Origin of the sequence: Chitinophaga sp. (assembly GCF_019236475.1) — a bacterium.
GTDB lineage: Bacteria > Bacteroidota > Bacteroidia > Chitinophagales > Chitinophagaceae > Chitinophaga.
In genome coordinates, this window is record NZ_JAFAIX010000002.1 from 347,368 (window position 1) to 372,454 (window position 25,087).

Sequence of the window (25,087 nt, forward strand, 5' to 3'; positions counted from 1 at the left end):
ACACATAAATTAATTAAAAATAGAATTTTCAGAATTAGGAAATCCTTTCTATTAACCATTCTAATTGCAAGTAATTATGAAGCACAAAAAAACTTATGACTGCGTTGCTGAAGTACGTATGATCAGAGATGAACTTGGGCCCAAACATTGGGCTGATGATGAATTATTCAAAAAATATCTGAATGATGGTGTGGAACACTTTCATCAGGATCAAAAAAGAATACGTGAAGAAAGATTAAAAAGAGAGAAGGAAAAAATTATTTCCGAGAATAAGAATAGGAATTTCCAACTAGGAAAATAGTATTTATAGTGCGCTACTGGCGATCATTTTGATGATCAGTAAATTTCAAAGGGAGGGATAAATCTAATTTTCAGAAATTAGAATAACAGCTTAATAAATATTTTAATTGTAGATTATTATGAAACACAAAAAAACTTATGACTGCGTGGCAGAAGTACGCAAAATTAGAGATAAGATGGCTCTTAAATATTGGAATAACGAGGAGTTATTATCTAAGGATTTGGACGCTGCGGTGGAACACTTCCATCGTGACCAAAAAAAAATACGAGAAGAAAGATTAAAAAGGGAGCAGCAAGCACTAATTGCGTAATGAGCCATGATGCTCGACCACAGATGGAATAGCCATACCAATAGTGCTTTAGTATATTATGATCTTAAACGGATTGTTGTAGACACTGATTCTGCATGGATTGTTGTAGCTGCTTGCTACACACATCCGCCGATACTTGCATAACCTCCACGAAAGGTTGCACTAGCATAATAACCCAATTCAATATACGATTGAGGCGGTGAAAAACCGCCTCAATCTATTAAGTATTATAAATCATCTGCATCTTCCGTCAGGTCAATTTTTCTGCCATCCAGATCTTGGATAACCGCGGCATATCCCCACTCCTGCTGTGCGGGCTCGGACACGATAACTGCGCCCATCTCCCGGAGTGTTTTAATCGTCTGTTCCAGGTTATCTACAACAAACCCTAAACGGGTAGTGACATCCAGCGTTACGATCCCTTTCGGCTGCGGATATAATTCCAATACAGGCGCACTACCTACACTGGTATAATGGAAGGGCCCGTTCCCATGCTGATGGTAATCAAACTGAAAGCCTAAAGCAGTGTAAAACCTAGACTGCTCGGGTAATTTATCTGTCTTGATGACGATTAAATTTAAATGCGCCATATCCGGATATATAATTGTACACTAAAGCTAATCAAACCAGGAAATATTTAGCCATTTATTTCCTAGATAGATACCAAGTCACTCTTTGGTACATTTTCAGCCTCCTGCAATTAATTAGGGAATGCTATTCTTACCCTACGCTTCTTTGGCCCTTTTAATGCTTATACCGCCCCTCTACAGCATAATACACCTATATACCGACTACCATGGTATTGCCTGCCAATCATGCGTAAAAAAGCCATTTTCAGGTACATCCTCCAGCGCCGCCCTAACCATGATGTTCGCCCCTTCCGGTACCTCCAGGCATGCCGCCGCAGTACCCATACCTGTTTTTACCCAACCAGGACTCACCGCAAATACACTGATCGCCGTATTCACCAAGAGTTCTCGCAGATAAATGGTGATCAGGTTAACCATCGTCTTGGAACTATTGTATCCAAAACGCTTGACATGATAAACGGGAGAAGTGAGATCCGATTGGTAATGCATACTACCTAATTCGCTACTCATATTGATAATCCGTCCGGCAGGACTTTCTTGCAGTAAGGGCAACAATGTTCTGGTGAGTTGCAAAAGCCCCCATACATTCGTTTCAAAGATGGATTTTACATCTGCAATATCCATACTCAATATCGTATTGGTAGCGCGCTCTCCTGTTTCAGTACTACTTCTGGTGCTGGTTACCGCTGCATTATTTATCAGCACATCCAGCCGGCCATATTTCGCTTTTACCTGTTCATAAATAGTACCCATACCTGCTGGCTCGCTCATAACCAGTGGCATAAAGTCGGCTTGAGGATAGTTTTGTTGTAATTTCGCTGTAATCTCATTTCCTTTTGAAATATCCCGCCCTGTGAGAATTACTGTCGCGCCTTGTTGTAATAACTGCATGGCTGCCTCCAGACCCAATCCCCTGGTAGCTCCTGTGATCAGAACAATCTTTTCTGTCATCGTAATTTGATTTAATGACAGCAAAATTAGCGGGGACACGTCTCCACGAAATTGCTTTAAAGCAATAAAAATATTAGCTTTTTACCTTCCGCCGTAACCGACTCAAAGTAGATGGTGTCACATCAATATAAGAGGCAAGGTACTTCAGGGGAACACGTTGCATAAAATTCGTACTCTTTAGTAACCGCTCATACCTTTCCTGTGGCGTTTCCAGTAATAGGAAATCCACCCTACACATACTTAGTAACAATAGCTGTTCCATCAGCTTACGACCAAATACCTGAAATGCAGGAATCTTATCGTATAATTGTTGCAAAGCATCATATGTAATACTAGCCAGGAGACTATCTTCCAAAGCCTGAATAGTATAGTCGGATCGCCGCTGCAAAAGAAAACTAGTGGGCTCAATTACTGGCATCTGCTCAAATATAAGCCAGGTAGTGGTTTCATTGCCACCTTTATCAACGGTATAACTACGAAATGCCCCTTGCAAATTAATAGAAAACAAATTGCAAGTCTGACCACTGCGTAAAATAACAGATTGAGCGTTCACGGCTGAAAAGGTAAACGCCTGTATTACAGCCTGAAGCTCCTCTCCAGACACCTTGCAATACTTATTGATAAAGCTTGTTAAAGCGATACTTGCCTGATCCATACTTACTCCTGTCCAAATGCAGATTTAAACGCATTGATATTAACGCCATCATGATTCCTATCCAATACAGCAAATACTACAGATTTAAAGCAGCGGCTATATTTACCTCCGGGTGCCAGATAAGTGGCAAAATATTGCGCCACTTTGCGAGGATCGTTTCTAAAAACGCCACAGCCCCATGCACCCAGTAACAGATGTTGCATGCCTGCATAGTACATTAAAGCCAGTACCTTGTCCATACGTTGGAGCATTACCGCCTCCACATATGGCAACTCTTCCCGACGTACATTCAATATAGCGCCTACATTGACAGCAGGACTTGTAACCACAGATAGTTGATACGGCTGCTCCAGCAAATCGCCGTCATCATTACGAAAGAAGACAACATCCGGGCTCCAAATCATGTAATCGGAATATAACATCGTAGATCTGTTCCTGTTATACTCGTACATTTCAAAGTTGGCCATCAAAGTGCCGTAGAGGGAGGAAGATAATGCCAAACTTTCTTCTTGTGCAACAGCACCACCCAAAAATCCACCACCTGGATTTTTAGCAGATGCAAAGTTAAGGCAGCCTACTTTCTCGCCCTGCAAAACCATACTGCTAGCGGCTTTTAGCACGGTGCTATTCTGTACAACAATTTTTGTTTCTTGATTTTCTGTAGCAATGCGGGCCGAAATTTGTTCCATCAGCATATCCAGATCCGCAGGGCTATACAACCTGCTTCCTGCCAGGGATGCAGTAAGCGCATCTTTGATCACTATCTTTTTGTCATTTGCATGGAAATATCCATGCTCCATAATTTCAAGCGTTTCTTTCGCTTTTGTAACTCGGGTTGATTTTTTCATCTTCGGGTTAATAAACTTAAAGCCGCAAAGATAGGGGATTTCAGATTATGTTATATGCGTAATGTACAGTACCTTTCAGCGTTAACCATTTATTTTACTATCGAAAACCATGTGATTATGTCTTTTCAAGCTTATCTAGACAACATTCAAAAGAAAACAGGAAAATCTCCGGAAGATTTCAAAAAGCTCGCTGATGGAAAGGGGTTTAGTGAGAAAGGAAAATTGAAACCAGGCGTAAAGGCAGGTGAAATTGTAGCCTGGCTGAAAGCGGATTTTGAACTGGGCCATGGCCATGCCATGGCAATTTATGCTTTACTGAGCGGGAAAAAAGAATAGCCATAAAACAAGCGGCCGGTAAAATTTACCGGCCGCTTGTTTGTTAAATAAATTTTATCGTCTTGATTTTTTAAGATCGATTACCTCGGTACCAGACCAACGGTCGTGCCATGGATAACATGGATTACCCAATGCGCTGAAAGCTTCGAATGGTACACAACGAGCGATACCACGAATAAACAGTTGCTTAACACTTGGTGTTACACCCGTTTCCGATACCACCGCAGCAGTTCCAGTCATTAATTTTCCTAATGTACGGCCACGAGTAATGATTTCCATCATACCCATGTAAAGGCCAAACAATACTAAGCCCAGTAGCTGATCCGCACCCGGAACCTCTTTTAAATTCACGAAAGATGCAACCACCGAAGGAGAGATCACTGCAATCACCCCCACAACTATAATAAAGAATAGATAAAAACTAATCGAGTCAATGACAGAGTTTAAAAAACGTTTACCACTCGATGCTTGTACTAGGTTCGGTTCATCATCAAAGATAGTCTGCTCTGACGATTCCATAGGATTGTTATATTGTGTGTTCATATCCTAAAGAAAATAAGACTTAATGACTTTAACAAGAGCACTGATAAAATTGACCATTAAGTTGTAGGTAGACACCACTATCCCAGCCCACCTCGGACACTCACTAAAATTATCAAGAGCACAATTAGCGTGATTCCCACATACAGCTTATCCTTCTCCAATGCAAATCCAATAAGGGAAAATATAACCCGCATAATAGGGGTCGCAAACAACATCATCACGCCTAACATGATAAGCGCAGTTCCTTGTCCGGCCCCAATCCCCTGAAAGACATGATGTAGAATACCAAGCATATTATTATCTTGCTCCACAAACTTCGGATGATGTACGATTTCCTGGCCATGCGCTGAAAGATATAACACTCCTCCCGCCAGTGCGATCCCCAGGGAAGTCCATACCCCCCAGCGAAGCAGGTTACCTATTATATATTGCAGATCTCTATCTTTTAAGTTTGCCATAGTATTGATTTTTAATCATGCTATTAAATCCTGCCGGTAATACCATTGTAAATCATTTGCAGGGCCAACAAGGTGATTACAATAGCAAAGAATATCTTCAGTTTTTCCGGAGAGGAACGAATGAGGATTCTAGCGCCTGTTAAGGCTCCCAACAATACGCCGATGACTACGGGCATGCATATATCCGGTTGGATATACCCTCGTTGCAGGTAAACTACCGCACTAGCCGTGGCTGTTACACCCATCATAAAGTTGCTCGTAGTGGTAGATACTTTAAATGGAATGCGCATGATGTTATCCATTGCAATCACTTTTAATGCGCCAGAACCTATTCCCAGCAAGCCGGAAAGCACTCCCGCTACCACCATCATCGCAAATCCACCCACTACGTTCTTAGTACCATATTTCATTAATCCTGTTGGCGTAGGATAATTGCCGTACAGTTTAAGTCGCGCTGCGAGGGGACTCGATTCCTTTAATACATGCACTGTTTTCTTCCGCAGCGAGTTCATAGCAGAGAATATCAGGATACATCCAAACAGAATAGCTATGAAATGTGTCGGCGCAATAGTAGCTAACAACGCTCCTACCACGGCGCCAATAGTGGTGGCTATTTCCAGGAACATGCCTATCCGCATATTCGTAATACCTTCCCGTACATAGGCAGCCGCAGACCCCGAGGAGGTTGCAATCACGGATACCAGGGCGGCCCCGATAGCATATTGAATATCTACTCCCAGGAACACACTAAGCAACGGAATAATCACCACGCCCCCTCCTAGCCCGGTCAGGGAGCCAATCAAACCGGCCGAATAGGCGCCAGCAAACAAGATCAATGTAAACGCTAAAACCGTCATTTTGTAACTCTTAAATTATGCTGCAATAAGGTATCTAAACATGCCAGGGCGGCGGATTCATTTTTATCGGCTACTGCCTGCAATAATTGTTCGTGTAAGGCCTGCGTTCGGCCAAACTGTACTACGCTGCCGGCGTCCCTTTGTTGGAATGCATTACGCAGCACCTTGGAAAAGCTGATAAAAAGATCTGCCAGTACACTATTCTGACTGGCTACTGCTAGTTTGGTATGGAAAAGGATATCCGCATCAATGGCCATCTGGTAATCACCCGCACTCACCGCCTCTTTACGTTTATCCAGGGCCTGTTGCATTTCTTTTAACTGCTGTTGTTTGCGATGCACTACTGCCAGGCGGATTATTTCCCGTTCCAAGAGGGTACGTACTTGGTTTAACTCCTTCTGTGCCGCCCTGCGGAGGCGCTGCTCCAAGGACTCCGCATCTACGCTGATTTCTTTTACATATGTCCCGGAACCTTGCTGTACATGCAATACGCCGTTACGGGCAAGCGTTTTAATGGCCTCCCTAATTGTGGACCTTCCCACTTTGAATTGAGTCATTAATTCCGGCTCGGCGGGGATCTTCGCTCCTTTCTTCCATTTACCAAGAGAGATGTGCTCTTGCAGCTTTTCAATGACTACATCTGCTAATTTCTCACGTTTAGACATGATTATAAAACATCTGATGTTTTACAAATATAGCCATTATACATTTAAAACATCAGATGTTTCAAAATAATTAACCAGTAAAAATTATAACTAATACGTAACAATTTATATTTTGATGCGTATTTTGTATACATTCGTCAAATCCAGATGTAATTTATTTTTATGAGAATATATGCGCTTTTGATGCTGCTGTGCTGCACAGTTTCCAGCTATGCCCAAAACACGATTAACAATTACAAATATGTAATCGTACCAGAGAAATTTGAATTCAGCAAGGAAGTAAACCAGTATGGATTAAATACCATCACCAAGCTACTACTGGAACAGAAAGGATTTACTGCCTTTGTTGGCAACGAGGAATTACCAGCAGATCTGGCAGCCAATAAATGTAATGCCCTCAGAGCAGAAGTACAACAACGAAAGGCCCTGTTTGTCACCAATCTCACCTTATTACTGAAAGATTGCCAAGGAAATATTGTCTATAAAGGTAAAGAAGGAAAAAGCAGAGAAAAAGATTTCGGAGTAGCTTATAATGAAGCCTTACGAGATGCATTTGCCTCTCTCAATGGGGAACCATACACCTATAACGGTACCACCTATACGACGCAGCAGACGGCCCCTGTTATTGCCGTTGCGGCCACACCTGCACCTACTCCTGCTACAGTGACTCCTACTGCTGCACCTGCCACACCGGAAATGAAAGTAGCAACTGGTACCCTATACGCCCAGGCTACTGCCAATGGTTTTCAATTGATTGATACCACACCTAAAAAAGTAATGACGCTGTTGAAAACTTCTGCACCGGATTATTTTATCGCAGACAACGGAATTAATAACGGTATCGTTATGAAGAAAAACGGTGAATGGTATTTTGAATATTATAAAGACAATAAGCTGATCTCCGAAAAGCTTATCATCAAATTCTAACAGACCAAAGAGTTATATACAAAAGAAAAAACCTCGTTCTCGATTAATAGAGAACGAGGTTTTTCTATTTTAGGATATCATATTCTAAATCCCATTTCCATTGCCATTGTCTTGAGGTCCTACTTCACGATAAGGCAGTTTATCTACTTTCCTGTAAGCCCAGCCAAATATGAGCGGGAATACCCACAAGGAGAACACCATCGCACAGAGAATACCTCCAATCACTACTCTCGCCAACGGCCTGGAACTCTCTGATCCAATACCATGGGAAATAGCTGCTGGGAATAACCCGATGGCCGCCATTAACGCCGTCATCATTACCGGACGTATCCTCGTATTCACACCCAATTTAATAGCATTATACAGCATATCCTTCCCTCGCATAGTGGCCAAGTTCTCCTTGAACCGCGTTATCAAGATGATACCATCCTGGATACATATACCAAACAAGGCGATAAAACCAATACCAGCGGATATACTGAAGTTGGTACCCGTAATGTGGAGGGCAAGTATACCTCCTACAAGGGCAAATGGTACGTTGGTAAATACTAGCAGGGCGTCTTTGAAGTTGCCAAACATACTAATCAGCAGTAAAAATATCAAACCCAAACTAATAGGCACTACTAATGCTAATCGCTTTTGTGCTCTTTGCTGGTTCTCGAAATCACCCTGGAACGCCATGGTATAGCCTCTCTTCAAATGCACCTTCTCTTTCACTTTCTCCATCGCTTCTTTAATGGTACTACCCATATCACGCCCGCGAATAGAAAACTTCAATGCGGCATAACGCTGGTTATCATCCCTGAAAATCAAGGCCCCCCCTGTCTTTTGCGTGATGGTGGCTATTTCCTTGATAGGTACCTTACTGCCGTTTTGTGTTGGCACCAGCAATTCCCCTATCTGGGCGGGCGTTCGTCGGAATTCTTCCGGCATCCTCACCCGAATATCAAATATCTTAATGCCTTCATACAACTGACTGGCAGGTACGCCACCAGGCCCTAATCCGGTCATCGCCATACTGATGACGGCATTGGCCTGCGAGGTAGCCACGCCATACAAGGCCATCTTTTGCTGACTGAGATTAATATCCAGCTCTGGCTGTCCTACGTTGTGCATGATACCCAAATCCTCAATACCCCTCACCTTCTTCAACACATTGAAATATTCAGATAGCTTCCCTTCCATATAATTCAGGGAATCTCCATAGATCTTCAATACGATACTTCCCTTCACCCCTGATACAGCTTCCTCCACGTTATCCATAATAGGCTGAGAAAAGTTCAGGTTCACACCGGGAATAACTGCTAATGCCTTGTTCATCGTATCTACCAGTTGCTCCTTGGAAATTTTCGGATTCCATTTAGATTCTGGGAACATCAATACGTCAAATTCATTATTGTAATAGCCCGTAACATCGGTACCATTATCCGGGCGCCCCGTTTGGGATACACAGTATTGCACCTGCGGGAACTTCATGATGATATCCCTGGCCTGCTTGGAAATTTCGACCGACTTATTCAAATCAATACTGTAATTGGCCTGGATACGTATCCAAATACTTCCTTCGTTTAATTCTGGTAAGAATTCAGAACCCAAGAATTTAAAGGAATAAATCCCTATTACCATTGCGATCATGGATAACACCACTACAATCTCTTTTCGCTTGAATGCCCGGATAAAACCCATCAACATAAAGCCCATCATATGATGCACAATAGGATTATGTCTTTCCTTGACATTTTTGCGCATCAACATGCTGATTAATACCGGTACGAGTGTAAGCGTGGTAATCAATGATCCCAATAACGCGAAACTGAGGGTATTGGCCAATGGGGAGAACATCTTACCCTCCACCTTCTGGAAGGCAAAAATGGGTAGCAAGGCCGTGATAATAATCACGTTCAAATAAAATGGACGCTTCCCAATTTCAGCGGCATTCTTGCGGATCAATCCCAACTTACTCAACTTATTAAACCGTTCCATCCCGACCTCTTTGGCCTTCGCATCCAAGACGACAAAGATCCCTTCCACCATCACAATGGTCCCGTCTAGGATGATCCCAAAATCGACTGCTCCCAGCGACAATAAGTTGGCGCTCATCCCCATGATATGCAAGCATATAAAGGCGAACAGCAACGAAATGGGAATGATAACCGCCACCACCAAAGTAGCCCTCCAATCGAACAAGAAGAGAGAAATCAATATGATTACCAGCACAATACCTTCTATCAGGTTATGCAGTACCGTATGCGTCGCATATTCGATGAGATTAGCGCGGTCATAGTAAGGCACAATGCGGGTATCAGGAGGTAATACATAAGCATTGAGATAATCGATCTTCTTTTTCAGGCTCTCCACTACCTCAGATGGATTTTCGCCTTTCCGCATCACCACAATCGCTTCCACCACATCCGGCTGATCTTTTACAGTTCTCTTTCCATCTTTATCAATGGTCCCATCGCTTCTACCAACCCAACCTAATCGCGGTATATTGGAGATTTCAACAGCAGCTACATCCTTTACCAGCAATGGTACGCCATTGTTGTTCTGAACAATGATATTTTTTATTTCTTCTATATCATTCAGTAATCCTATCCCACGTACTACGAAGGCCTGGTTATTCTGGAAGATCATGTCTCCCCCCACATTAATATTCGTATTCTGAACTGCTGTAAATACGTCTAGCGGCGTAAGTCCTAAATTGGCCAGTTTACCTGGGTCTACCTTGATCTCATACGCTTTGGTTTTACCTCCAAAACTATTGATATCACCTACCCCAGGTACACTCCTTAAATGACGGTCAATTACCCAGTCCTGCATCGTTTTCAGCTCTCTTACATCGCGGAAAGTACTGGTGATGGTATAGCGGTAGATCTCCCCGGTAGGCCCTGTAGGTGGCTGTACGGACGGTTGGACACCACCAGGCAAGGTGGCATTCGGCAGCAGGTTCATCACCTGCTGCCGGGCTTGGGCATCTTTGACATCATCATCAAATATCAGTTTGATAAACGATAATCCGAATATAGTAGTGCTGCGCAGACTTATTTTCTTCTGCACGGGGTTCATCGCTATTTCAATGGGAATGGTGACAAACTTCTCTACTTCTTCCGCACTACGGCCAGGCCATTGGGTAATGATGGTAATCTCTGTATTGGTAACATCCGGAAATGCTTCAATCGGCATATTGATGAAGGTGAACACCCCCGTGATGATGAGCAATACTGTAATGAATAAAATGAAATACTTATTCTTCAGCGAAAAGCCAATGATCCTTCTTAATATCTTCGTCATTGTATTGTATTAAAGGATTCTAAGAGTTTTGATGGACACGTGTCTCCCTATCAACTATTTAGTGCCTCATAAATCAAGATCACATCGGTGGCAATCACATGATCACCTTCTTTGAGTCCTGTGATATAAGTTTCACTACCGTTGGCGCCCAGTACCTGTACCGGGGTAATGCGTACATCCTTGTTGCTGTGATAAATCAACACATAATATTGGCTATGGTCAAACATCAATGCATGAGAGGAAATCGTTAATGCTTGTTTGTCCAATGGATTCAATACATTGACACTGGCAAACATCTGCGGTTTCAACAGGTAATCCTCGTTGGGAAGCACCACCCGCACCTTCATCACTTTGCTGGCAGGATCCAACACATTCAACATTTTATCAACCTTTCCCTTAAACACTTTATCAGGGTAAGATAACGTCGTCACATTCACGTTATCTCCCACATGAACGCGGGTAATATTGGACTCATAGACATTGGCCTGAATCCATACGTTTTTGAGATCAGAAATAGTGAACAGATTCGTACCATTATCCGTGCGGATAACGGTGTTATTGGTGATGTTTTTCTGAACGATAAATCCATTGATGGGTGACTTCACCATATATATACCCTGGCGATTATCTCCGTTGATTTTTAGAATCCGTTGTTGCATTTGCAACTGTGCTAATGCTTGATCATAGTTGGTTTGCGCTGTAGTCAGATCCAGTTGAGAGGCAAGCCCATTTTTAAAAAGATCCTTCGTGGCATCCAGTTGCTTTTTAGTACTGGTTACATTCGTTTCTGCTACTACCATATTATTCTGATAGCCTGCCATTTCAGAGCTTTTCACAATCGCCAGTACCTGCCCTTGTTTCACCATATCTCCTAACTGGGTAGTTACGTTTTGTACGATACCGCTGACAGGTGGGAAAATATTTACTTGGTTATCCTGGTTAAAATCCACCATCCCGGTGAGTGTGATGGCATCTACCACTGGCGTCATTTTAACGGTGTCCAGCTTCAATCGCTTCATCAACGAATCGGGAATTACATAAGCTTCTCTTTCATTGTTTTTGTTCTCATTCTTCGAACCACAACCAAAAGCTGTTGCCATGGCGATTATCAGCAACAATCTTGTCAAATTGCTCATTTTTGATATTGTCCGCATGGGGGTATGCATCTTTAATTATTAAAAAAACTAAAGCCAGTATAAAAGTTGATACTTTCTAAAGCATTTAACTTATTCAGTTGTATGCCATTGATTTGAAGGGTATTCTGTTTGTAGGAATCATAAAAATCCAAGAAGTCCAGCAATCCAATCGTACGTTTCTTATATGCATCGAGAGCCGCCGCTATCAGGCGACTGTAATCATTCTTAAAGCTGGGATCAATTTTCTGGAATAACTTATCCGCATCAATCGACTGTTGCAAAGACCTATAAACGTTTTCCTCGACGGTCATAGCCACACTTTGTTCGGATACCTCATTCATTTTAATCGTCGCTTTCGCAGACCTGATATTACCCTGATTGCGATTGAAGAAAGGGAGATCAAAGGCTACTCCCGCCATGAAGAGGTCATGTATGTAACTACCTTGTTTATCATAGTTCATGCTAAACGTAGGATCGGGAACCGCCAAGGCCTTTTGATAGCTGTAATTCATGCGACTGATCTGTGTATTAGTTTGTGCTATCTTAAGATCAGTCCGACGCTGATATGCAGAATCTATCAGCTCTGGCAGCGGATACTTCAAAGGATTCGCCGCTGCAACCATATTGGTATCTACCTGTGGTACCAAGTATGTCAAGTTCTTTACCTGCAAGATTAATTTCAACTCACTCTGCGTGTTATTGATCTGATCAATCAAGCCCTGGTATTCACTTTGCAAGCTATACAACTGGGCTTTCACCCGCACCACTTCCTTTTCAGAAATCCAGAATTTGTTTTCTTTAATCAGGTTATTGTATGCGTTGACCACTACCTGCAAACCATCAATTTCATCTCTATAAACCTTTGCGCTGGCCTGTAGAAAATAGATGGTAAAGAAATCCGTGCGCAGTGTATATCTCAAGGTGCGCATGAGATCATAGAACTGGTACTCAGATAGTCGAGTATTATATTGCGCCAGTTTAATGGCTTTATTCCTTTTGCCCGCTATAACTATTTCCTGGCTGACATTACTAGAAGCCTCTCCCGCAGGGGAAAATGGAGAAGGAAACAGCCTATTCTTAGGAGGAGGATCTATATTAGGATCATGTCCTACTAGGGCAGTGGAAAAAGAGAAATTCGGATTTGGATACAATCTGGCTTGTATTTCCAATGCCTTAACTACATCGATATTATATCGTTGGGCTAAAAGGGCAAGGTTATTCCTTAAGAAAAGATGCTCCGCACTGTCCAAACGGAGACTCATGGTATCCACAACTGGCAAGGGATAACCTTGCTGGGCTTTCGCCCCTATGAAACCCATGCAAAGGAAAATACAAACACGCAACATTTTAAATTGCATAGTCGAAAAATTAGGGAACATTTTATGGCGGAAAATTACAGAAATAGTATCTAGAGCCAGATTAAAAGATGATAAGAACCAAATTAGAAGGTTTTAATGTACAGTAAACGGCCTTAAGTTCTGGCCCCAGAATATGGACGGAATCCTTATTACTTATGGGTTCCGGCAAAAGTGTAATCCATCCCTAATGCATATACGATTTTTTGGTTACCTCTTAGCATATACGAAAATTTAATAGCTATAACACTTATTGTAGGCAGACTGTTTGTTCAGTTGTGCGGAATATTTTTAACCTACCGCTATACCATGAAATAAAAAAGGACAAGCTGTATAGCTGGTCCTTTTAAATCATGGGATGATGGGTAAGGATATTCAGAATCAATTGACTTCTATCTCCCTAAAATATAATAATTTAATTAAATATTCAGTACACCTCGGAACCCTCTTGCCGCATAATAGGAAGAGGCGCCATTGTGGTAAATAAAGACGTGATCATAACGGCGGTCGCCAAAGAGGGCGCCATCCAATTTCCTGATAGCTTCAGGGGTTTTCACCCAACTGGAGGTTTTTGTATCGAATTTTCCCAGGTCTTGCAGTTGGCGATACTGGTCTTCAGACAAGAGTTCAATCCCCATATCAGCGGCCATATCCATAGCTGAATTGGCGGGTTTATGCTCTTTCCTGGCATCCAATGCTGCCCGGTCATAACAGCAATTTCTACGCTCTTTGGGCGTTTCGGCGGAACAGTCAAAGAAGATGTATGCACCTGTTTTTTTATCCTGCCCCACTACATCTGGCTCTCCGCCTGTATTTTCCATCTCATGGAGCGACCAAAGTTTGGCAGCGGAGCCTTCCAGTCGGGATGCTACTTCCTCCCATTCTAGCCCCTTATGACGATGCATGTTTTTCCCGAAACGGGCTTTCAAGGTTTCCAGCAGTGCGGATTGCTGTGCGGATGATAACTTCCTAGTAGTGTTCTTCATAGCTTAATAGTGTTATTTATAGACAAGCATAGCTATAAAGGTAGGAAGTAATTGCAAAAATTTACAGGCTGGCATTAAGCATAAAAATCATTAATCTCATAGCTGCCAATGAATCTGTTGGGAATCAAAACCAGGTCTGCTTCACATAAATTATCATCCATAGACCGCATGGCAACAGGTGCTGCCACCACTACTGATTTGGCATGATGATGCTGGCAGAAATGAATAGCGGCAACTGCCGATGCCCCTGATTTAATACCATCCGTAATCAGGATCGCATTTTTCCCCGTCAGATCCGGAAACTTTTGACCAGCCCGCTGCTGTTCAATCTTTTTATGCATGACCTGTTTAGTCTTTTCCCTTAACTGCAAGTAGGCTTCCAGCTCCTCTGGCGGTGTTTGCGCCATTTCGTATAACTCTTCCTCCTCACATATTGCGCCCCATACATGGTCTTTGTTGGCAGGATCAGCCAGCTTCTGCACGAAAATTTCCATCGTAGGGATGTTCAAAATCTTAGCAATATAACTGGCCATATTTGCTCCTTCGTCATTGATGCCAATGGCTACAGATTCACCTTCCATCAGAGAGGCTTGCAGCAGGATAGCCATGGTTTCAGCGGCCTGTTGTCTGTCTTCAAACAGAATGTTCTTTTCCATAAAACACCGTTTTTAAAGGACTAAAAACAGAAGATTTTTCTACATAAAAACCGCACACAATTTGTGCCACAAAGGAATTCCAGGGATTGGGATATAGGGAGACAGCCAGTCCTCGATCGGCTGTAGTTACACAATGCCGCCTTCTTTAAACAATATCTGCGTAAAACCTGGTACCGTGGCTGAGCGGTTCCAATCGCGCTGTAGCTCGCATAAGAGTTGATTGACGGAGATGAGCTGTGCTCCAGCCTGCTCCATTCTTCTCAGGGCAGCATTATGCGCTTCATGAGAGGTACCTCCTACTGCATCTACCACTGGATACACACCATAACCCACTTTCAAGGCATCAATACAAGGAAAAGTAAGACAGGCTTCGGTCCATAAGGCCGCCATTATCAGCTTTTTCCTATCAGTAGCTGCTACCGCATCTCGGAATTCCTTGTCTTCCCAAGCATTAATAGATGTCCGATCATAGGACGGTAAATCCCTAATGACAGCTTTCAAAGGGTCGATGGTGTCTTTATTCTTGCCGGTAGCCACATTCACGGTAGACAATACAATCGGTAGGTTATACAATCGGGCTGTCTCAGCCAGTCGTACAATCTGTCTTATCAATAAATTCTGATCCATGGATTTAATGGAAGAAACCTGTACTGGCTGATAATCGATGATCAGAAGCGCAGCGTTTTCAGGCGTTAAGAGGTAATCTTCCTGGGGATTTCGAACGGGAGTGATACTGGTCATGGTATTTTAAATTTTAAGGTAAGTTTAATTTAAAACTCCTATGCCACTCCTTATGTTCAAAATCCGCACTTACATCCTCCAGAACAAGGGCATAAAAAAAGGGAACAGTGAAACTGCTCCCTTTTCTTAGTATGATAGTTATAATTATTCTGCGTCATTCTTTCCACCTTTCTGTGCATTCATTGCTTTCAACTGTGTAAGCTGATCAGGGGTGAGAATAGTCTGGAATTGCTGCTTACGGTAAGTAGAAATATCCTTGAAACCAGTACCGCCTTTCTGTCCGCTCGCTTTCAGGGCATCTTTACGACGAATGCATTCAGTATTTACGTCCAGTACTTTCTTATACTGATCGTCTGTCAGGTGTAATTTTGCTTTTAATTCATCTGTGTAGGCGATAGCTCTTTTTTCAGGAGCTGGTAACGCTTTAGGGGCAGCAGTTGGGGTTTTAACAGCGGCCTGTTTTACAGCAGCAGGTGCTTGTTTAGTAGTAGCAGATGCAGGTGTAGCAGTTTGTGCAAAGATTGGAGACGCCGCCATCATGATGGCCATTGCAGCAATTAACTTTTTCATGTGTTTAATTTGTTTTTGTATTTGTACGATGATAATTCAATTTTCTTGCCATTAGGCCAGAACTATATTTAATTCGGCTTAAAATCTCCTTAAAATGAGATAAAAGACCTGGCTTGTCGCGCTGCACCCACATAAAAATGTAGGCCTTCCATCACAAAATTCACCGCTTTCGCAACATTAAGTTATCGCTATAACAGCTTTCCAATAATATTGTTCAGCTTTATTAAAGTTGTTTCATCCATTAAGTATTTTGCTATGCCTTTTACTATTCATACTACCCACTCTCCAGACGGCACCGTCATCCGGTTCAAAGTAGCCCGCTATCAACATATAGCCATTCCCGTTAGCCTGATAGCTGGCCGGCCTATTTCCATAGCGGGTTAAAGGCGCTGGCAGTAGCATTACAACAACCGGATATCAAGACCTTGAATGGATGGACCATTATTCGCCAGAAGGGAATGTTGTCGCGCTAGCAAAACATTTGAAAAATTTCTTTGAAGACAAGGAATGAGATAGAAAAGCCAAATTTCACATCAAGATGTAGGCATTTCGTCACAAAACTCACCTCATCCGTAACAGATAATTATCCCTATGACAGCTTTTCAATAGTATTGTTTTGCCTTATAAACCCATTTTATGCGACTATTCATTATTGGAACATGGTGCCTTCTCTCCTTCGCCAGTAAAGCCCAACAGCGGGACTCAGCCCTGCAAGCCTATTGTAATACCTTATCTGCCCATCATCTTTATGATGGTAATATCGCCATGGCAGAAATGGGCAAAAAAGTATTTGCCTATGCCGGTGGATATGCGAACTATGCTACGCAACAGCCCAATACCTCACAATCCCGGTTTAACCTCGCTTCCATTTCAAAGATTTTCACGTCTACAGCCATTCTTCAGTTAAAAGAGCAAAGAAAATTAAAGCTGGAAGACGAAGTAATAAAGTACCTCCCCACGTTCCCATTTAAAGGCATTACCATCCGCCATCTGCTGACCCATACTTCCGGATTACCCAATCTGGAACTATATGAAGAAGTTGTGAAACAATACCCGGATACTGTGATATCAAATGCCGCTGTTTTACCGCTGCTGCAACAATGGAAGCATGGACTATACTTTCCTCCCGGCGACCAATTTCGTTACTGCAATACCAACTATACCTTACTGGCCTTAATCGTGGAAAAGATTACTGGAACCTCCTTCCCTCTTTATCTGCGTCAGCACATTTTCCTTCCTGCTGGCATGAAAGATACTTATGTAGCTGTTTATGGCAGTAAAACAGATACCCTCTGTGTGAAGCAACAAGTAAAACCAACATACTATGACTCCCTTTATTGCCCTTCAGAACAAGTGAAGCGCTATCGGTTCAGCGAATACAACAATCAGGCTAGTATAGGCCCATCCAATGTCATCACTACTGTAGATGATATGATCCGGTTTGATAATGCTTTCTTTAGTGGGAAATTATTATCATTAAAAACAGTGGAAGAAGCGCTTACACCATTAAAACTGAATAACGGGAAAGAATACACGGAGCAAATGGATACCATGGAAGGAGAAGGCAGCGGCCAGTATGGGCTGGGCTGGGAAATATTCCATCAGCCCAACTTTGGACGCGGCGTTGGACATGGAGGATTTAAGTTCGGACTAGCCACCTTCTATTATCATAATATGGACCGGAACCAAATGATAGTGGCTTATACCAATGGCAACAACCAATTTGGGAAGAATGTTACCTCCTGTTTTCAAATGCTCAACCACCTCCCAGCCCAGCAATTGGACTTAAGAAAATCAGCGGTTCGCGCCTATGCCAAAGCCTTGATAGAAAAAGGGCCAGATCATGCAGCATGTATGTTGCACCTCTATATGGCAGATACTACGCATTTCTATTTTAATAATAGGGAGATGAACTTCCTCGGGTATGATTTTCTGTATCAATGTAGCGCCCCAGGCCACCAGCAATGGTCGCTGGAAACGTTTAAATTGAATACCTTCCTCGATCCACACAACTTCAATACCTATGACAGCTATGGCGAAGCCTTACTGGAATGTGGCTATAAAGCAGATGCGATCCAGATGTATAAACGTTCACTGGAATTGAATCCCACCAGTGAAGATGGGATTAAAGCCATGAAGAAACTGGGATTGATGTAAGTTTCATTAAACGCTAACTAGAAAAATAGAAAAAACTATTTGATGGTATCTTAGGTAAAATAGCCACTTCTTTCAAATAGAGTATAGCCTTCACCGTTATAAGGATAAAGAGATGGGGAGACACCATCTCTTTTTTCTCTTCCACCACCCCTATGAACGTCCCTAACTACCTGAATCCAAGCCCATTGCAATTTTGATCGCACTTTGTTCGGTGTTTGTTTGCACTTTTTAGGCATTTCAACTTGGTCCTGCTTGCCTCCTATTATAGATTTGAACCCACTGACTGAGCCGGCTCATTTTAACCATTCCACTTTAAACATTCCACATATGAAAAAAAACAAGAACATCCCCTGCCTGCTGGGCATGCTAATCCTCCAAGCGGGCTTATGGACCTCCTGTTACAAAGCGGTTATAGATCCTCCCTATCATCAAATGAGTACTGTTGTCACTACTACGCGGTATTATATTGACAACAACGGATCCGACTCCAGCGATGGGAAATCCCCTTCCACTGCTTGGAAAACCCTTAGCAAAGTGAATGCCGTCACTTTCCATCCCGGCGATTCTGTGCTGTTTAAAAGAGGCGGCTCCTGGACAGGAACGCTCGTCATCAAAAGTTCCGGGACCAGCGACGCCAGAATTACATTCGGGGCCTATGGCGATGGAGAAAAACCCCAGATTATCGGGAACAACACTACATTGTCTGCAGTACTCATTCAGGATGCCAAGTACCTTACATTTGAAAATTTCGATGTTAGTCATCCACGAGCGGTGCGCCCACCGGATATCTCCCTCTGTGGTATCTATGTAGCCCTGGCTACCAACGGCGTTTACCCAGGGGTAGTTGTAAAGAACAATAATATCCATGATGTAGAGGGCATGCCGATTATGAACCGACATCTACAAGCAGGTATTTTTGTGCGGTCCAATGCCGCACAGGCGTACTTTGATAGTCTATTGATTGAAGGAAACAACCTGGATCGCTGCTCTTCCAGGGGTATCATGATGGGAGACGGTAGTAATAAGGACACGACCTTTTACAATAATAATGTGGTGATCCGGCAAAATGTGGTCAACAATACTGCCCTAGAGGGGATTATCGTGTATACCTCCAAGAACGTGCTGATAGAGAAAAACAGGGTCTTGAATGCAGGAGCGTATACCCTTGGCGTGAACATGAACATTGTACTAGCAGGTTTATGGGGCCGAGGTAAAAATATGACCATCCAGTATAACGAGGTCGCCTATACGCGACTTACCAACCCCGTACCATATGCCTCCATGGACTCAGAAGCATTCGATATAGACCTCAGCACGCCAGGATATACGATTATCCAATACAATTATTCCCATGATAATGAAGGCGGATTCTTTTTGCATATGGGCAATCCAGGGCCTGATTTCACTTATGGCATTGTACGTTATAATATTAGCCAGAACGATGGAAATGGCTTTAGCAACAGGGTTTTTGAGCTGCATGAGCATCCAAACGGCCTAGTAGTACCCATCTACATCTATAATAACACATTCTATAACGATGTAAAGATCGGGGTATTGGACCGTGCTGGTGGAACGGGTATTCATCCAGGATTGGAGTTTCGGAACAATATCTTCTATTCTGCCGCCACGCAATTCGATGATCAGACCAATATCGTATATGATCACAACCTGTATTATCCAGGCCCTCCTGCTACAAGCGATAATTATGCCCTCACCGCCAATCCTGCCCTGGTGGCGCCAGGTACGGGTGGTAGTGGCATGAATACGACCACTGGCTATAAGATATCGGCTAGCTCTCCAGTGATTGGAGCTGGATTCTTGATGAACAATAATGGGGGTAAGGACTTCTTTAGCCAAATGGTATCTGCTACGCTGAACCCAGCGATCGGTGCGGCGGAGAAGGGGAATTAATCTAGTTATCTATTTTTGGCATAAAAGAAGACCGGCGCAATGGCCGGTCTTCTTGCTATAAATAAGGTGCGATTATTTAATCTCCAATTTATCAAGTATGGCAAATACAATCCTGTCGCAGCGGATAAGGTGGAATGGAAATACCACATCGTTTTTGTAGAAGTTCGTGATATGCTCGCGGAGCATCATCTTGGCGCGGATTTGCCGGACTTTTACATTCACCCTGGAAATATCGAGGGCTTTGCTTGTTTCGGCCACATTCATCTGTTCCATTTCCCGGAGAATAAAAACTGCCCGGTATTTCTCCGGAATGCTTAGCAGCGCCTGCTCTAGCACTTTTCCCAGTTCTTTGTTAATCACTGCGTCAGCAGGGGTTTCTCTGGTTCTAGGGGCATCCTGGTGGTGCTCCACCACAGAAAGATCTTCGCTGGCGGCCTTTTTACCTTTCTTTAAATGCTGATGGCACTCATTGATCAGGATTCTTTTAAGCCAGGTACCAAATGCGGCTTCTTGTCGGAATTGACCCAGGTGCTGATAGGCATTGATATAGGTGAGTTGCATGACATCCTCTACATCCATATCATTGTTCAGGTAAGACATCCCAAGTCGGAATAGACTGGCGTTGTGGCGTCTCATTAGTTGCTCATACAACCGGGTCTCCCCTGCCAGCACTCTGGCGATTAGTTCATTGTCCGTTAGCGTTTCAATAGGTTGAATAATACTCATTCAATCGGGTATTAGATGGATAAGGAGAAAATAAGTTACAAAAAATGACTACATTTTGTAACCTTTTCTAAAATCTGTCCTCTAATTCTTTTGGACGAGCCTGTAAAAGGCTGACTATTAACTGAAACGACCCAAAAGCACAAATTAGAAAAATGCTTAAAAACCAAAACTTTAGACCATCTGGCGATTCACTCCCTCCGTTAACACATCAGCGTGTACAGGAATTGAAACAAACTCCTAAAGGTCAATGCATTATGCAAGAGACGTTCAATGCTTTCCCGGAGTTGGTCAAATCGCTTACGAATGCTTTACAGGAAAAACTCAACAGTTTTACGAAGGCCCGTACCTCCCAAACTGGCAACCAAGAAGACCTAAGTCTAGACGCGCTGGTAGAGGAATATCAGTTCCTGGAATTTGTTCAGTTCATTATGTTTGTGAAATGGAAGGAGGAAAAGAATAAACAAAGCAGCCAATACCTTCCAGGTAATCTCCAGGCAAACTGAACTCCCCAGGTACGTTAAACCCCTCTAGCCCATTGAGCAAATTTGAGTGTATTGTTGAGCATCATCAGCCTGACCAGTTGTAGCAAAGAATTTAAACAAGAAAGGCGACTGAAGGTCGCTTTTCTTGTTTCTCCACAAAAAGGTCCTCTTGGTGGAATCCCCCCATAATTTGTCGCATATGGCCGTTCTCTAAGTCAAATCTTCTCACCATCTTTATAGGGAGGAAAGAATATAGGAAGATCCGTGTCTCTCTAAATAAATATGTTTATGCGAAAGTTAAAATTACAAGTGCATATCAGCGTAGATGGTTTCGTTGCCGGTCCTAATGGGGAACTGGACTGGATATTTACCGGAGCTAGCCAACAGCCTGTTATTGACCTGGCTGATAGTTGCGATACCATATTGATGGGGCGAAAAATGGCTCCCGGGTTTATTGAATACTGGGAAAGTGTTGTAGACAACAAACCCGACAGCAAGGAGATACCCCTCGCACAACGAATGGTAAATATGCGCAAGGTAGTATTTAGTCGTACCCTCACCTCCCTGAACGGTAGAAATGTGGAAGTCACCAACCAAGACTTGGCAACCACCGTAAATGCCCTCAAAATGGAACCTGGCAAAGATATCATCGTGTATGGTGGCGCCGAATTTGTCAGTCAGCTCATCGAACACAATCTCATCGATGAATACCACCTGTTCACCAAACCCACCGCACTCGGCGACGGCCTCCGCATCTTTAAAAGCAGAACAGCCTTAAAGCTGATCAAATCCATTTGCCATGAAAACCTGGTAACAATAAATACGTATGTCCCTGCGGGATAGAAAGGATGTAATAATTACCAACCCATTCGGAAATCGAAAAAGATAATTGCTTGACTACTAATGCTGGTTGTTAAATAACAACTGAAAGTAGCGGTCACACAACTAATAGGAGCCGCCATTTTGCTGATTCCCGCAAGGAAACAGAATATCTTTATAGTGTCGAAAAAATTAAAATTAAAAAGTATGGACACTAAGATAATTGGAGGCAAAATTGCCCAAGCGAGAAAGGCAATAAATATTTCTCAAGCGCAGCTTGCTCAACATTTGTTCATAAGTCCCCAGGCCGTTGGAAAATGGGAACGAGGAGAATCTATGCCAGATATCACCACTTTCAACCGTCTTGCGGAGATACTCGGCGTTGACCTGAACTATTTTTCAGAAAACCTGTCTACACCTGAAAGCCATGAAGCCACGCCGGTTGAACCCCAAGATAAACAACCAGCCATCGATCCAGCCATCCCTTCGCAGGAACGCCAGGTGCAAATGAACTTAACAGCGATCAATCTGCAAGCAGGCGACTTCGCAGACGTTACCTTACATAACGGAAAATTCAAAGCCAGCTCGTTGCGAGGAGCCAATTTTTCCGGCGCAGACCTCACTGGCAGCTCGTTTGAAGTTACGGATGCACGCAGAGCCAATTTTGATGGCGCCAATCTAACCGACTGTAATTTTTCTGTTTCTGACCTTACAGATGCCAGCTTCCGTACATCCATTCTCGTACGGACCATCTTTAATATCTCCGGACAAAACGCGCAATTCATAGATGCACAACTGACGGATGTTAGGTTGATTAAAACCGATCTAAGAAAAACAACCTTTGAAAACTGTGCATTCAGTGGCGTGGACTTCAGTTACTGCGATCTGCGAGGGGTTTGTTTTGACGGCCAAACCTTCATCGGCGTTAAGTTCGATAAATCGGCACTAAACAACGTTTCCTTTAAGGAAGCGACCCTCAAAAATGTCTCATTCACCCCTCCATTTTCCTTGACAAACAAAGCATTCCTTGCGATGAAAACCATCTGCTTTGACGGCGCAAAGATGGATAAGTTGACCTATGCCACACTAAAGGGCCAAGGTGTATTTGAACTATCAAAAGTGACTATCATTTAAAAGAAACTTTATGGAAAACAATTCAATTCAAGTGATAGGACTGAAAAAGTCCTACAGGCAACTGCATGTCCTGAAGGGAGTGGATTTCGAGGTAGAAAAGGGCAGCATCTTCGCCCTCCTTGGGTCCAATGGTTCAGGGAAGACTACCATTGTCAAAATCCTCAGCACCCTGCTCAAACAGGATAGCGGAATGGCTAAGGTAAACGGTTTCGACGTAGCTGTGCATCCAGACAAAGTACGTCAGTCGATCAGCCTGACTGGTCAGTTTGTTGCGGTAGACGAGATATTGACCGGGCGAGAAAACCTGGTGATGATTGGCAGGCTACGGCATCTCAAAAATCCACATGACATCGCAAAACAATTACTACAGCGTTTTGGCCTCACGGAGGCGGCTGATCGCAGGGCTGGTACTTATTCCGGTGGTATGCGTCGCCGACTGGACATCGCGATGAGTCTTGTAGGTAGATCACCCCTTGTTTTCCTGGATGAGCCGACCACTGGCCTCGATCCCGAAGCACGCATTGAAGTTTGGAAAATGGTGAAGGAGCTTGCCGGCAACGGCACTACCGTATTCCTCACTACGCAATACCTCGAGGAAGCAGAGCAGCTCGCCGACAAAATTGCGATTCTTCATGAGGGTAAAATAATTGTTAGCGGTACCCTCGCAGCGCTGAAAAGGCTGTTCCCGCCCGCAACCGTGGAGTATATTGAAAAGCAACCCACATTGGAGGAGATATTTCTTAGCATTATTAACCCAAAAAACGAAAACTAGATGGAAACCACAAAGAACTATTTTCTCATGGATACCAGTGTAATGCTGGGACGATCCTTGCGGCATGTCTTTCGCAGTCTGGATACCATTATCACCGTTACTATCATGCCTATTGCGATGATGTTGCTGTTTGTATATGTATTTGGTGGCGCCATTCAAACAGGCACGCCTAAATATGTAAATTACCTCTTACCGGGTATCCTATTGATTGCCGTTGCAAATAGTATTGGCTACGTGTCTTACCGGCTGTTTACGGATGTGCAAAGGGGTATATTTGAGCGTTTTAATTCCATGCCTATTGCGCGTTCTGCCGCCTTGTGGGGGCATGTACTGACCGCCTTGGTATCCAATGCTATTTCGCTTACCGTCATCGTTCTCATTGCGGTTATCATGGGCTTCCGCTCCCCTGCGGGCGTTTTATCCTGGCTGGCAGTAGCAGGTATACTCGCGATGTTTACACTCGCACTCACCTGGATTGCAGCGATTGCCGGATTGTCTGCAAAATCGGTGGATGGCGCCAGTGTGATTGCTTATCCTATTCACTTCTTGCCATTGATTAGCTCCGCGTTTGTGCCTACTAAATCAATGCCAGCAGGGGTTCGCGCCTTTGCCGAAAATCAGCCGGTAACATCGTTCGTAGAGGCTATACGCGCTTTGCTCTCTGGGCAACCAGTGGGTAATACCATCTGGATAGCGCTTGCCTGGAGCCTAGGTATCATGTTAGTAGCGTATGTATTGGCGATGAATGTTTATAAAAAACGAAAGGCATAAGGTGATTTAAACGATGATGGGCTTATAAAATAATGGCTATAATGGTCAATTTAGTGGTAGTAGCCCCGAGGTAGTATAGGTATCTTAGCAAATGCGTCATTCCAACCTCCTAGCGTGGCTAACTTGTTTTTCTATTCCT

At 43.3% G+C, this 25,087-nt stretch carries 28 protein-coding genes; 12 read left to right on the forward strand and 16 right to left on the reverse strand.

What is annotated here, in order from left to right; translation table 11 throughout:
- Positions 1-76: 76 nt before the first annotated feature.
- Positions 77-301 (forward strand): hypothetical protein, encoded by a 225-nt coding sequence (locus JO154_RS01975; RefSeq protein ID WP_291941396.1) that lies wholly within the window; start codon positions 77-79, stop codon positions 299-301.
- 118 nt (positions 302-419) lie between these two features.
- Positions 420-611: a hypothetical protein gene (locus tag JO154_RS01980; protein WP_291941398.1), complete on the forward strand. Its 192-nt coding sequence runs from the start codon at positions 420-422 to the stop codon at positions 609-611.
- A 227-nt stretch (positions 612-838) separates the two neighbouring features.
- On the opposite strand, the gene JO154_RS01985 is transcribed toward JO154_RS01980, so the two are convergent.
- The 4 genes from JO154_RS01985 to JO154_RS02000 form a co-directional block, all read right to left on the reverse strand.
- Complete coding sequence (locus JO154_RS01985) at positions 839-1,201, reverse strand: VOC family protein (RefSeq protein WP_291941400.1); 363 nt, start codon at positions 1,199-1,201, stop codon at positions 839-841.
- A 201-nt stretch (positions 1,202-1,402) separates the two neighbouring features.
- On the reverse strand, positions 1,403-2,152 hold the full coding sequence (locus tag JO154_RS01990; protein WP_291941401.1) for an SDR family NAD(P)-dependent oxidoreductase: 750 nt from the start codon (positions 2,150-2,152) through the stop codon (positions 1,403-1,405).
- Positions 2,153-2,225: 73 nt separating this feature from the next.
- Positions 2,226-2,807, reverse strand: a complete 582-nt coding sequence (locus JO154_RS01995) for a Crp/Fnr family transcriptional regulator (RefSeq protein ID WP_291941402.1) — start codon at positions 2,805-2,807, stop codon at positions 2,226-2,228.
- Positions 2,808-2,809: 2 nt separating this feature from the next.
- Positions 2,810-3,655 (reverse strand): TIGR02452 family protein, encoded by an 846-nt coding sequence (locus JO154_RS02000; protein ID WP_291941403.1) that lies wholly within the window; start codon positions 3,653-3,655, stop codon positions 2,810-2,812.
- Between the two features lie 117 nt (positions 3,656-3,772).
- On the opposite strand from JO154_RS02000, the gene JO154_RS02005 reads away from it, so the two are divergent.
- Entirely contained in the window at positions 3,773-3,991 is a 219-nt protein-coding gene (locus JO154_RS02005; RefSeq protein ID WP_291941404.1) for a DUF4287 domain-containing protein, read from the forward strand.
- 54 nt (positions 3,992-4,045) lie between these two features.
- Here the strand turns inward: JO154_RS02005 and JO154_RS02010 are convergent, their stop codons facing one another.
- The 4 genes from JO154_RS02010 to JO154_RS02025 all read right to left on the reverse strand — a co-directional run bounded on the left by JO154_RS02010 (position 4,046) and on the right by JO154_RS02025 (position 6,514).
- The gene (locus JO154_RS02010; protein ID WP_291941406.1) at positions 4,046-4,534 is read right to left on the reverse strand and encodes an RDD family protein; all 489 of its coding nucleotides are present in this window, start codon (positions 4,532-4,534) and stop codon (positions 4,046-4,048) included.
- A 77-nt stretch (positions 4,535-4,611) separates the two neighbouring features.
- Positions 4,612-4,992 carry a DUF1634 domain-containing protein gene (locus JO154_RS02015; protein ID WP_291941408.1) on the reverse strand — a complete coding sequence of 127 codons (381 nt, stop codon included), beginning with the start codon at positions 4,990-4,992 and terminating at the stop codon, positions 4,612-4,614.
- A 23-nt stretch (positions 4,993-5,015) separates the two neighbouring features.
- Positions 5,016-5,849: a sulfite exporter TauE/SafE family protein gene (locus JO154_RS02020; RefSeq protein WP_291941410.1), complete on the reverse strand. Its 834-nt coding sequence runs from the start codon at positions 5,847-5,849 to the stop codon at positions 5,016-5,018.
- Positions 5,846-6,514, reverse strand: a complete 669-nt coding sequence (locus JO154_RS02025; RefSeq protein WP_291941412.1) for an FCD domain-containing protein — start codon at positions 6,512-6,514, stop codon at positions 5,846-5,848. The genes JO154_RS02020 and JO154_RS02025 overlap by 4 nt, the downstream gene beginning before the upstream one ends.
- A gap of 162 nt (positions 6,515-6,676) precedes the next feature.
- Between JO154_RS02025 and JO154_RS02030 the strand changes: the two genes are divergently transcribed.
- A complete protein-coding gene (locus JO154_RS02030; RefSeq protein ID WP_291941415.1) occupies positions 6,677-7,441 on the forward strand; it encodes a hypothetical protein in 765 nt (254 codons plus the stop codon).
- 84 nt (positions 7,442-7,525) lie between these two features.
- On the opposite strand, the gene JO154_RS02035 is transcribed toward JO154_RS02030, so the two are convergent.
- The 7 genes from JO154_RS02035 to JO154_RS02065 all read right to left on the reverse strand — a co-directional run bounded on the left by JO154_RS02035 (position 7,526) and on the right by JO154_RS02065 (position 16,176).
- Positions 7,526-10,732 carry a CusA/CzcA family heavy metal efflux RND transporter gene (locus JO154_RS02035; RefSeq protein ID WP_291941417.1) on the reverse strand — a complete coding sequence of 1,069 codons (3,207 nt, stop codon included), beginning with the start codon at positions 10,730-10,732 and terminating at the stop codon, positions 7,526-7,528.
- A 50-nt stretch (positions 10,733-10,782) separates the two neighbouring features.
- Positions 10,783-11,859, reverse strand: a complete 1,077-nt coding sequence (locus JO154_RS02040) for an efflux RND transporter periplasmic adaptor subunit (protein ID WP_291941419.1) — start codon at positions 11,857-11,859, stop codon at positions 10,783-10,785.
- Positions 11,860-11,900: 41 nt separating this feature from the next.
- Positions 11,901-13,226, reverse strand: coding sequence for a TolC family protein (locus JO154_RS02045; protein WP_291941420.1), 1,326 nt, complete (start codon positions 13,224-13,226; stop codon positions 11,901-11,903).
- Between the two features lie 416 nt (positions 13,227-13,642).
- Positions 13,643-14,209 (reverse strand): DUF4256 domain-containing protein, encoded by a 567-nt coding sequence (locus JO154_RS02050; RefSeq protein ID WP_291941422.1) that lies wholly within the window; start codon positions 14,207-14,209, stop codon positions 13,643-13,645.
- 74 nt (positions 14,210-14,283) lie between these two features.
- Entirely contained in the window at positions 14,284-14,865 is a 582-nt protein-coding gene (locus tag JO154_RS02055) for a phosphoribosyltransferase family protein (protein WP_291941423.1), read from the reverse strand.
- Positions 14,866-14,991: 126 nt separating this feature from the next.
- Entirely contained in the window at positions 14,992-15,606 is a 615-nt protein-coding gene (locus tag JO154_RS02060) for a hydrolase (protein WP_291941424.1), read from the reverse strand.
- 144 nt (positions 15,607-15,750) lie between these two features.
- Positions 15,751-16,176 carry a hypothetical protein gene (locus tag JO154_RS02065; RefSeq protein WP_291941425.1) on the reverse strand — a complete coding sequence of 142 codons (426 nt, stop codon included), beginning with the start codon at positions 16,174-16,176 and terminating at the stop codon, positions 15,751-15,753.
- Positions 16,177-16,431: 255 nt separating this feature from the next.
- On the opposite strand from JO154_RS02065, the gene JO154_RS02070 reads away from it, so the two are divergent.
- From JO154_RS02070 to JO154_RS02080, 3 genes are all read left to right on the forward strand, one after another.
- Positions 16,432-16,560 (forward strand): hypothetical protein, encoded by a 129-nt coding sequence (locus JO154_RS02070; RefSeq protein ID WP_291941426.1) that lies wholly within the window; start codon positions 16,432-16,434, stop codon positions 16,558-16,560.
- Between the two features lie 252 nt (positions 16,561-16,812).
- Entirely contained in the window at positions 16,813-18,333 is a 1,521-nt protein-coding gene (locus JO154_RS02075) for a serine hydrolase (protein WP_291941428.1), read from the forward strand.
- Between the two features lie 327 nt (positions 18,334-18,660).
- On the forward strand, positions 18,661-20,244 hold the full coding sequence (locus JO154_RS02080; RefSeq protein ID WP_291941429.1) for a right-handed parallel beta-helix repeat-containing protein: 1,584 nt from the start codon (positions 18,661-18,663) through the stop codon (positions 20,242-20,244).
- Positions 20,245-20,316: 72 nt separating this feature from the next.
- On the opposite strand, the gene JO154_RS02085 is transcribed toward JO154_RS02080, so the two are convergent.
- Positions 20,317-20,970 (reverse strand): sigma-70 family RNA polymerase sigma factor, encoded by a 654-nt coding sequence (locus tag JO154_RS02085; protein ID WP_291941430.1) that lies wholly within the window; start codon positions 20,968-20,970, stop codon positions 20,317-20,319.
- A 152-nt stretch (positions 20,971-21,122) separates the two neighbouring features.
- Here JO154_RS02085 and JO154_RS02090 point away from each other — a divergent pair, with 152 nt between their 5' ends.
- The 5 genes from JO154_RS02090 (at position 21,123) to JO154_RS02110 (ending at position 24,948) form a co-directional block, all read left to right on the forward strand.
- Positions 21,123-21,473: a hypothetical protein gene (locus JO154_RS02090; RefSeq protein WP_291941431.1), complete on the forward strand. Its 351-nt coding sequence runs from the start codon at positions 21,123-21,125 to the stop codon at positions 21,471-21,473.
- Positions 21,474-21,740: 267 nt separating this feature from the next.
- Complete coding sequence (locus JO154_RS02095) at positions 21,741-22,295, forward strand: dihydrofolate reductase family protein (RefSeq protein ID WP_291941433.1); 555 nt, start codon at positions 21,741-21,743, stop codon at positions 22,293-22,295.
- A 183-nt stretch (positions 22,296-22,478) separates the two neighbouring features.
- A complete protein-coding gene (locus tag JO154_RS02100; RefSeq protein WP_291941435.1) occupies positions 22,479-23,405 on the forward strand; it encodes a pentapeptide repeat-containing protein in 927 nt (308 codons plus the stop codon).
- Positions 23,406-23,415: 10 nt separating this feature from the next.
- Positions 23,416-24,177 carry an ATP-binding cassette domain-containing protein gene (locus JO154_RS02105; RefSeq protein WP_291941437.1) on the forward strand — a complete coding sequence of 254 codons (762 nt, stop codon included), beginning with the start codon at positions 23,416-23,418 and terminating at the stop codon, positions 24,175-24,177.
- Positions 24,178-24,948 carry an ABC transporter permease gene (locus JO154_RS02110; protein ID WP_291941438.1) on the forward strand — a complete coding sequence of 257 codons (771 nt, stop codon included), beginning with the start codon at positions 24,178-24,180 and terminating at the stop codon, positions 24,946-24,948.
- Positions 24,949-25,087: the final 139 nt, after the last annotated feature.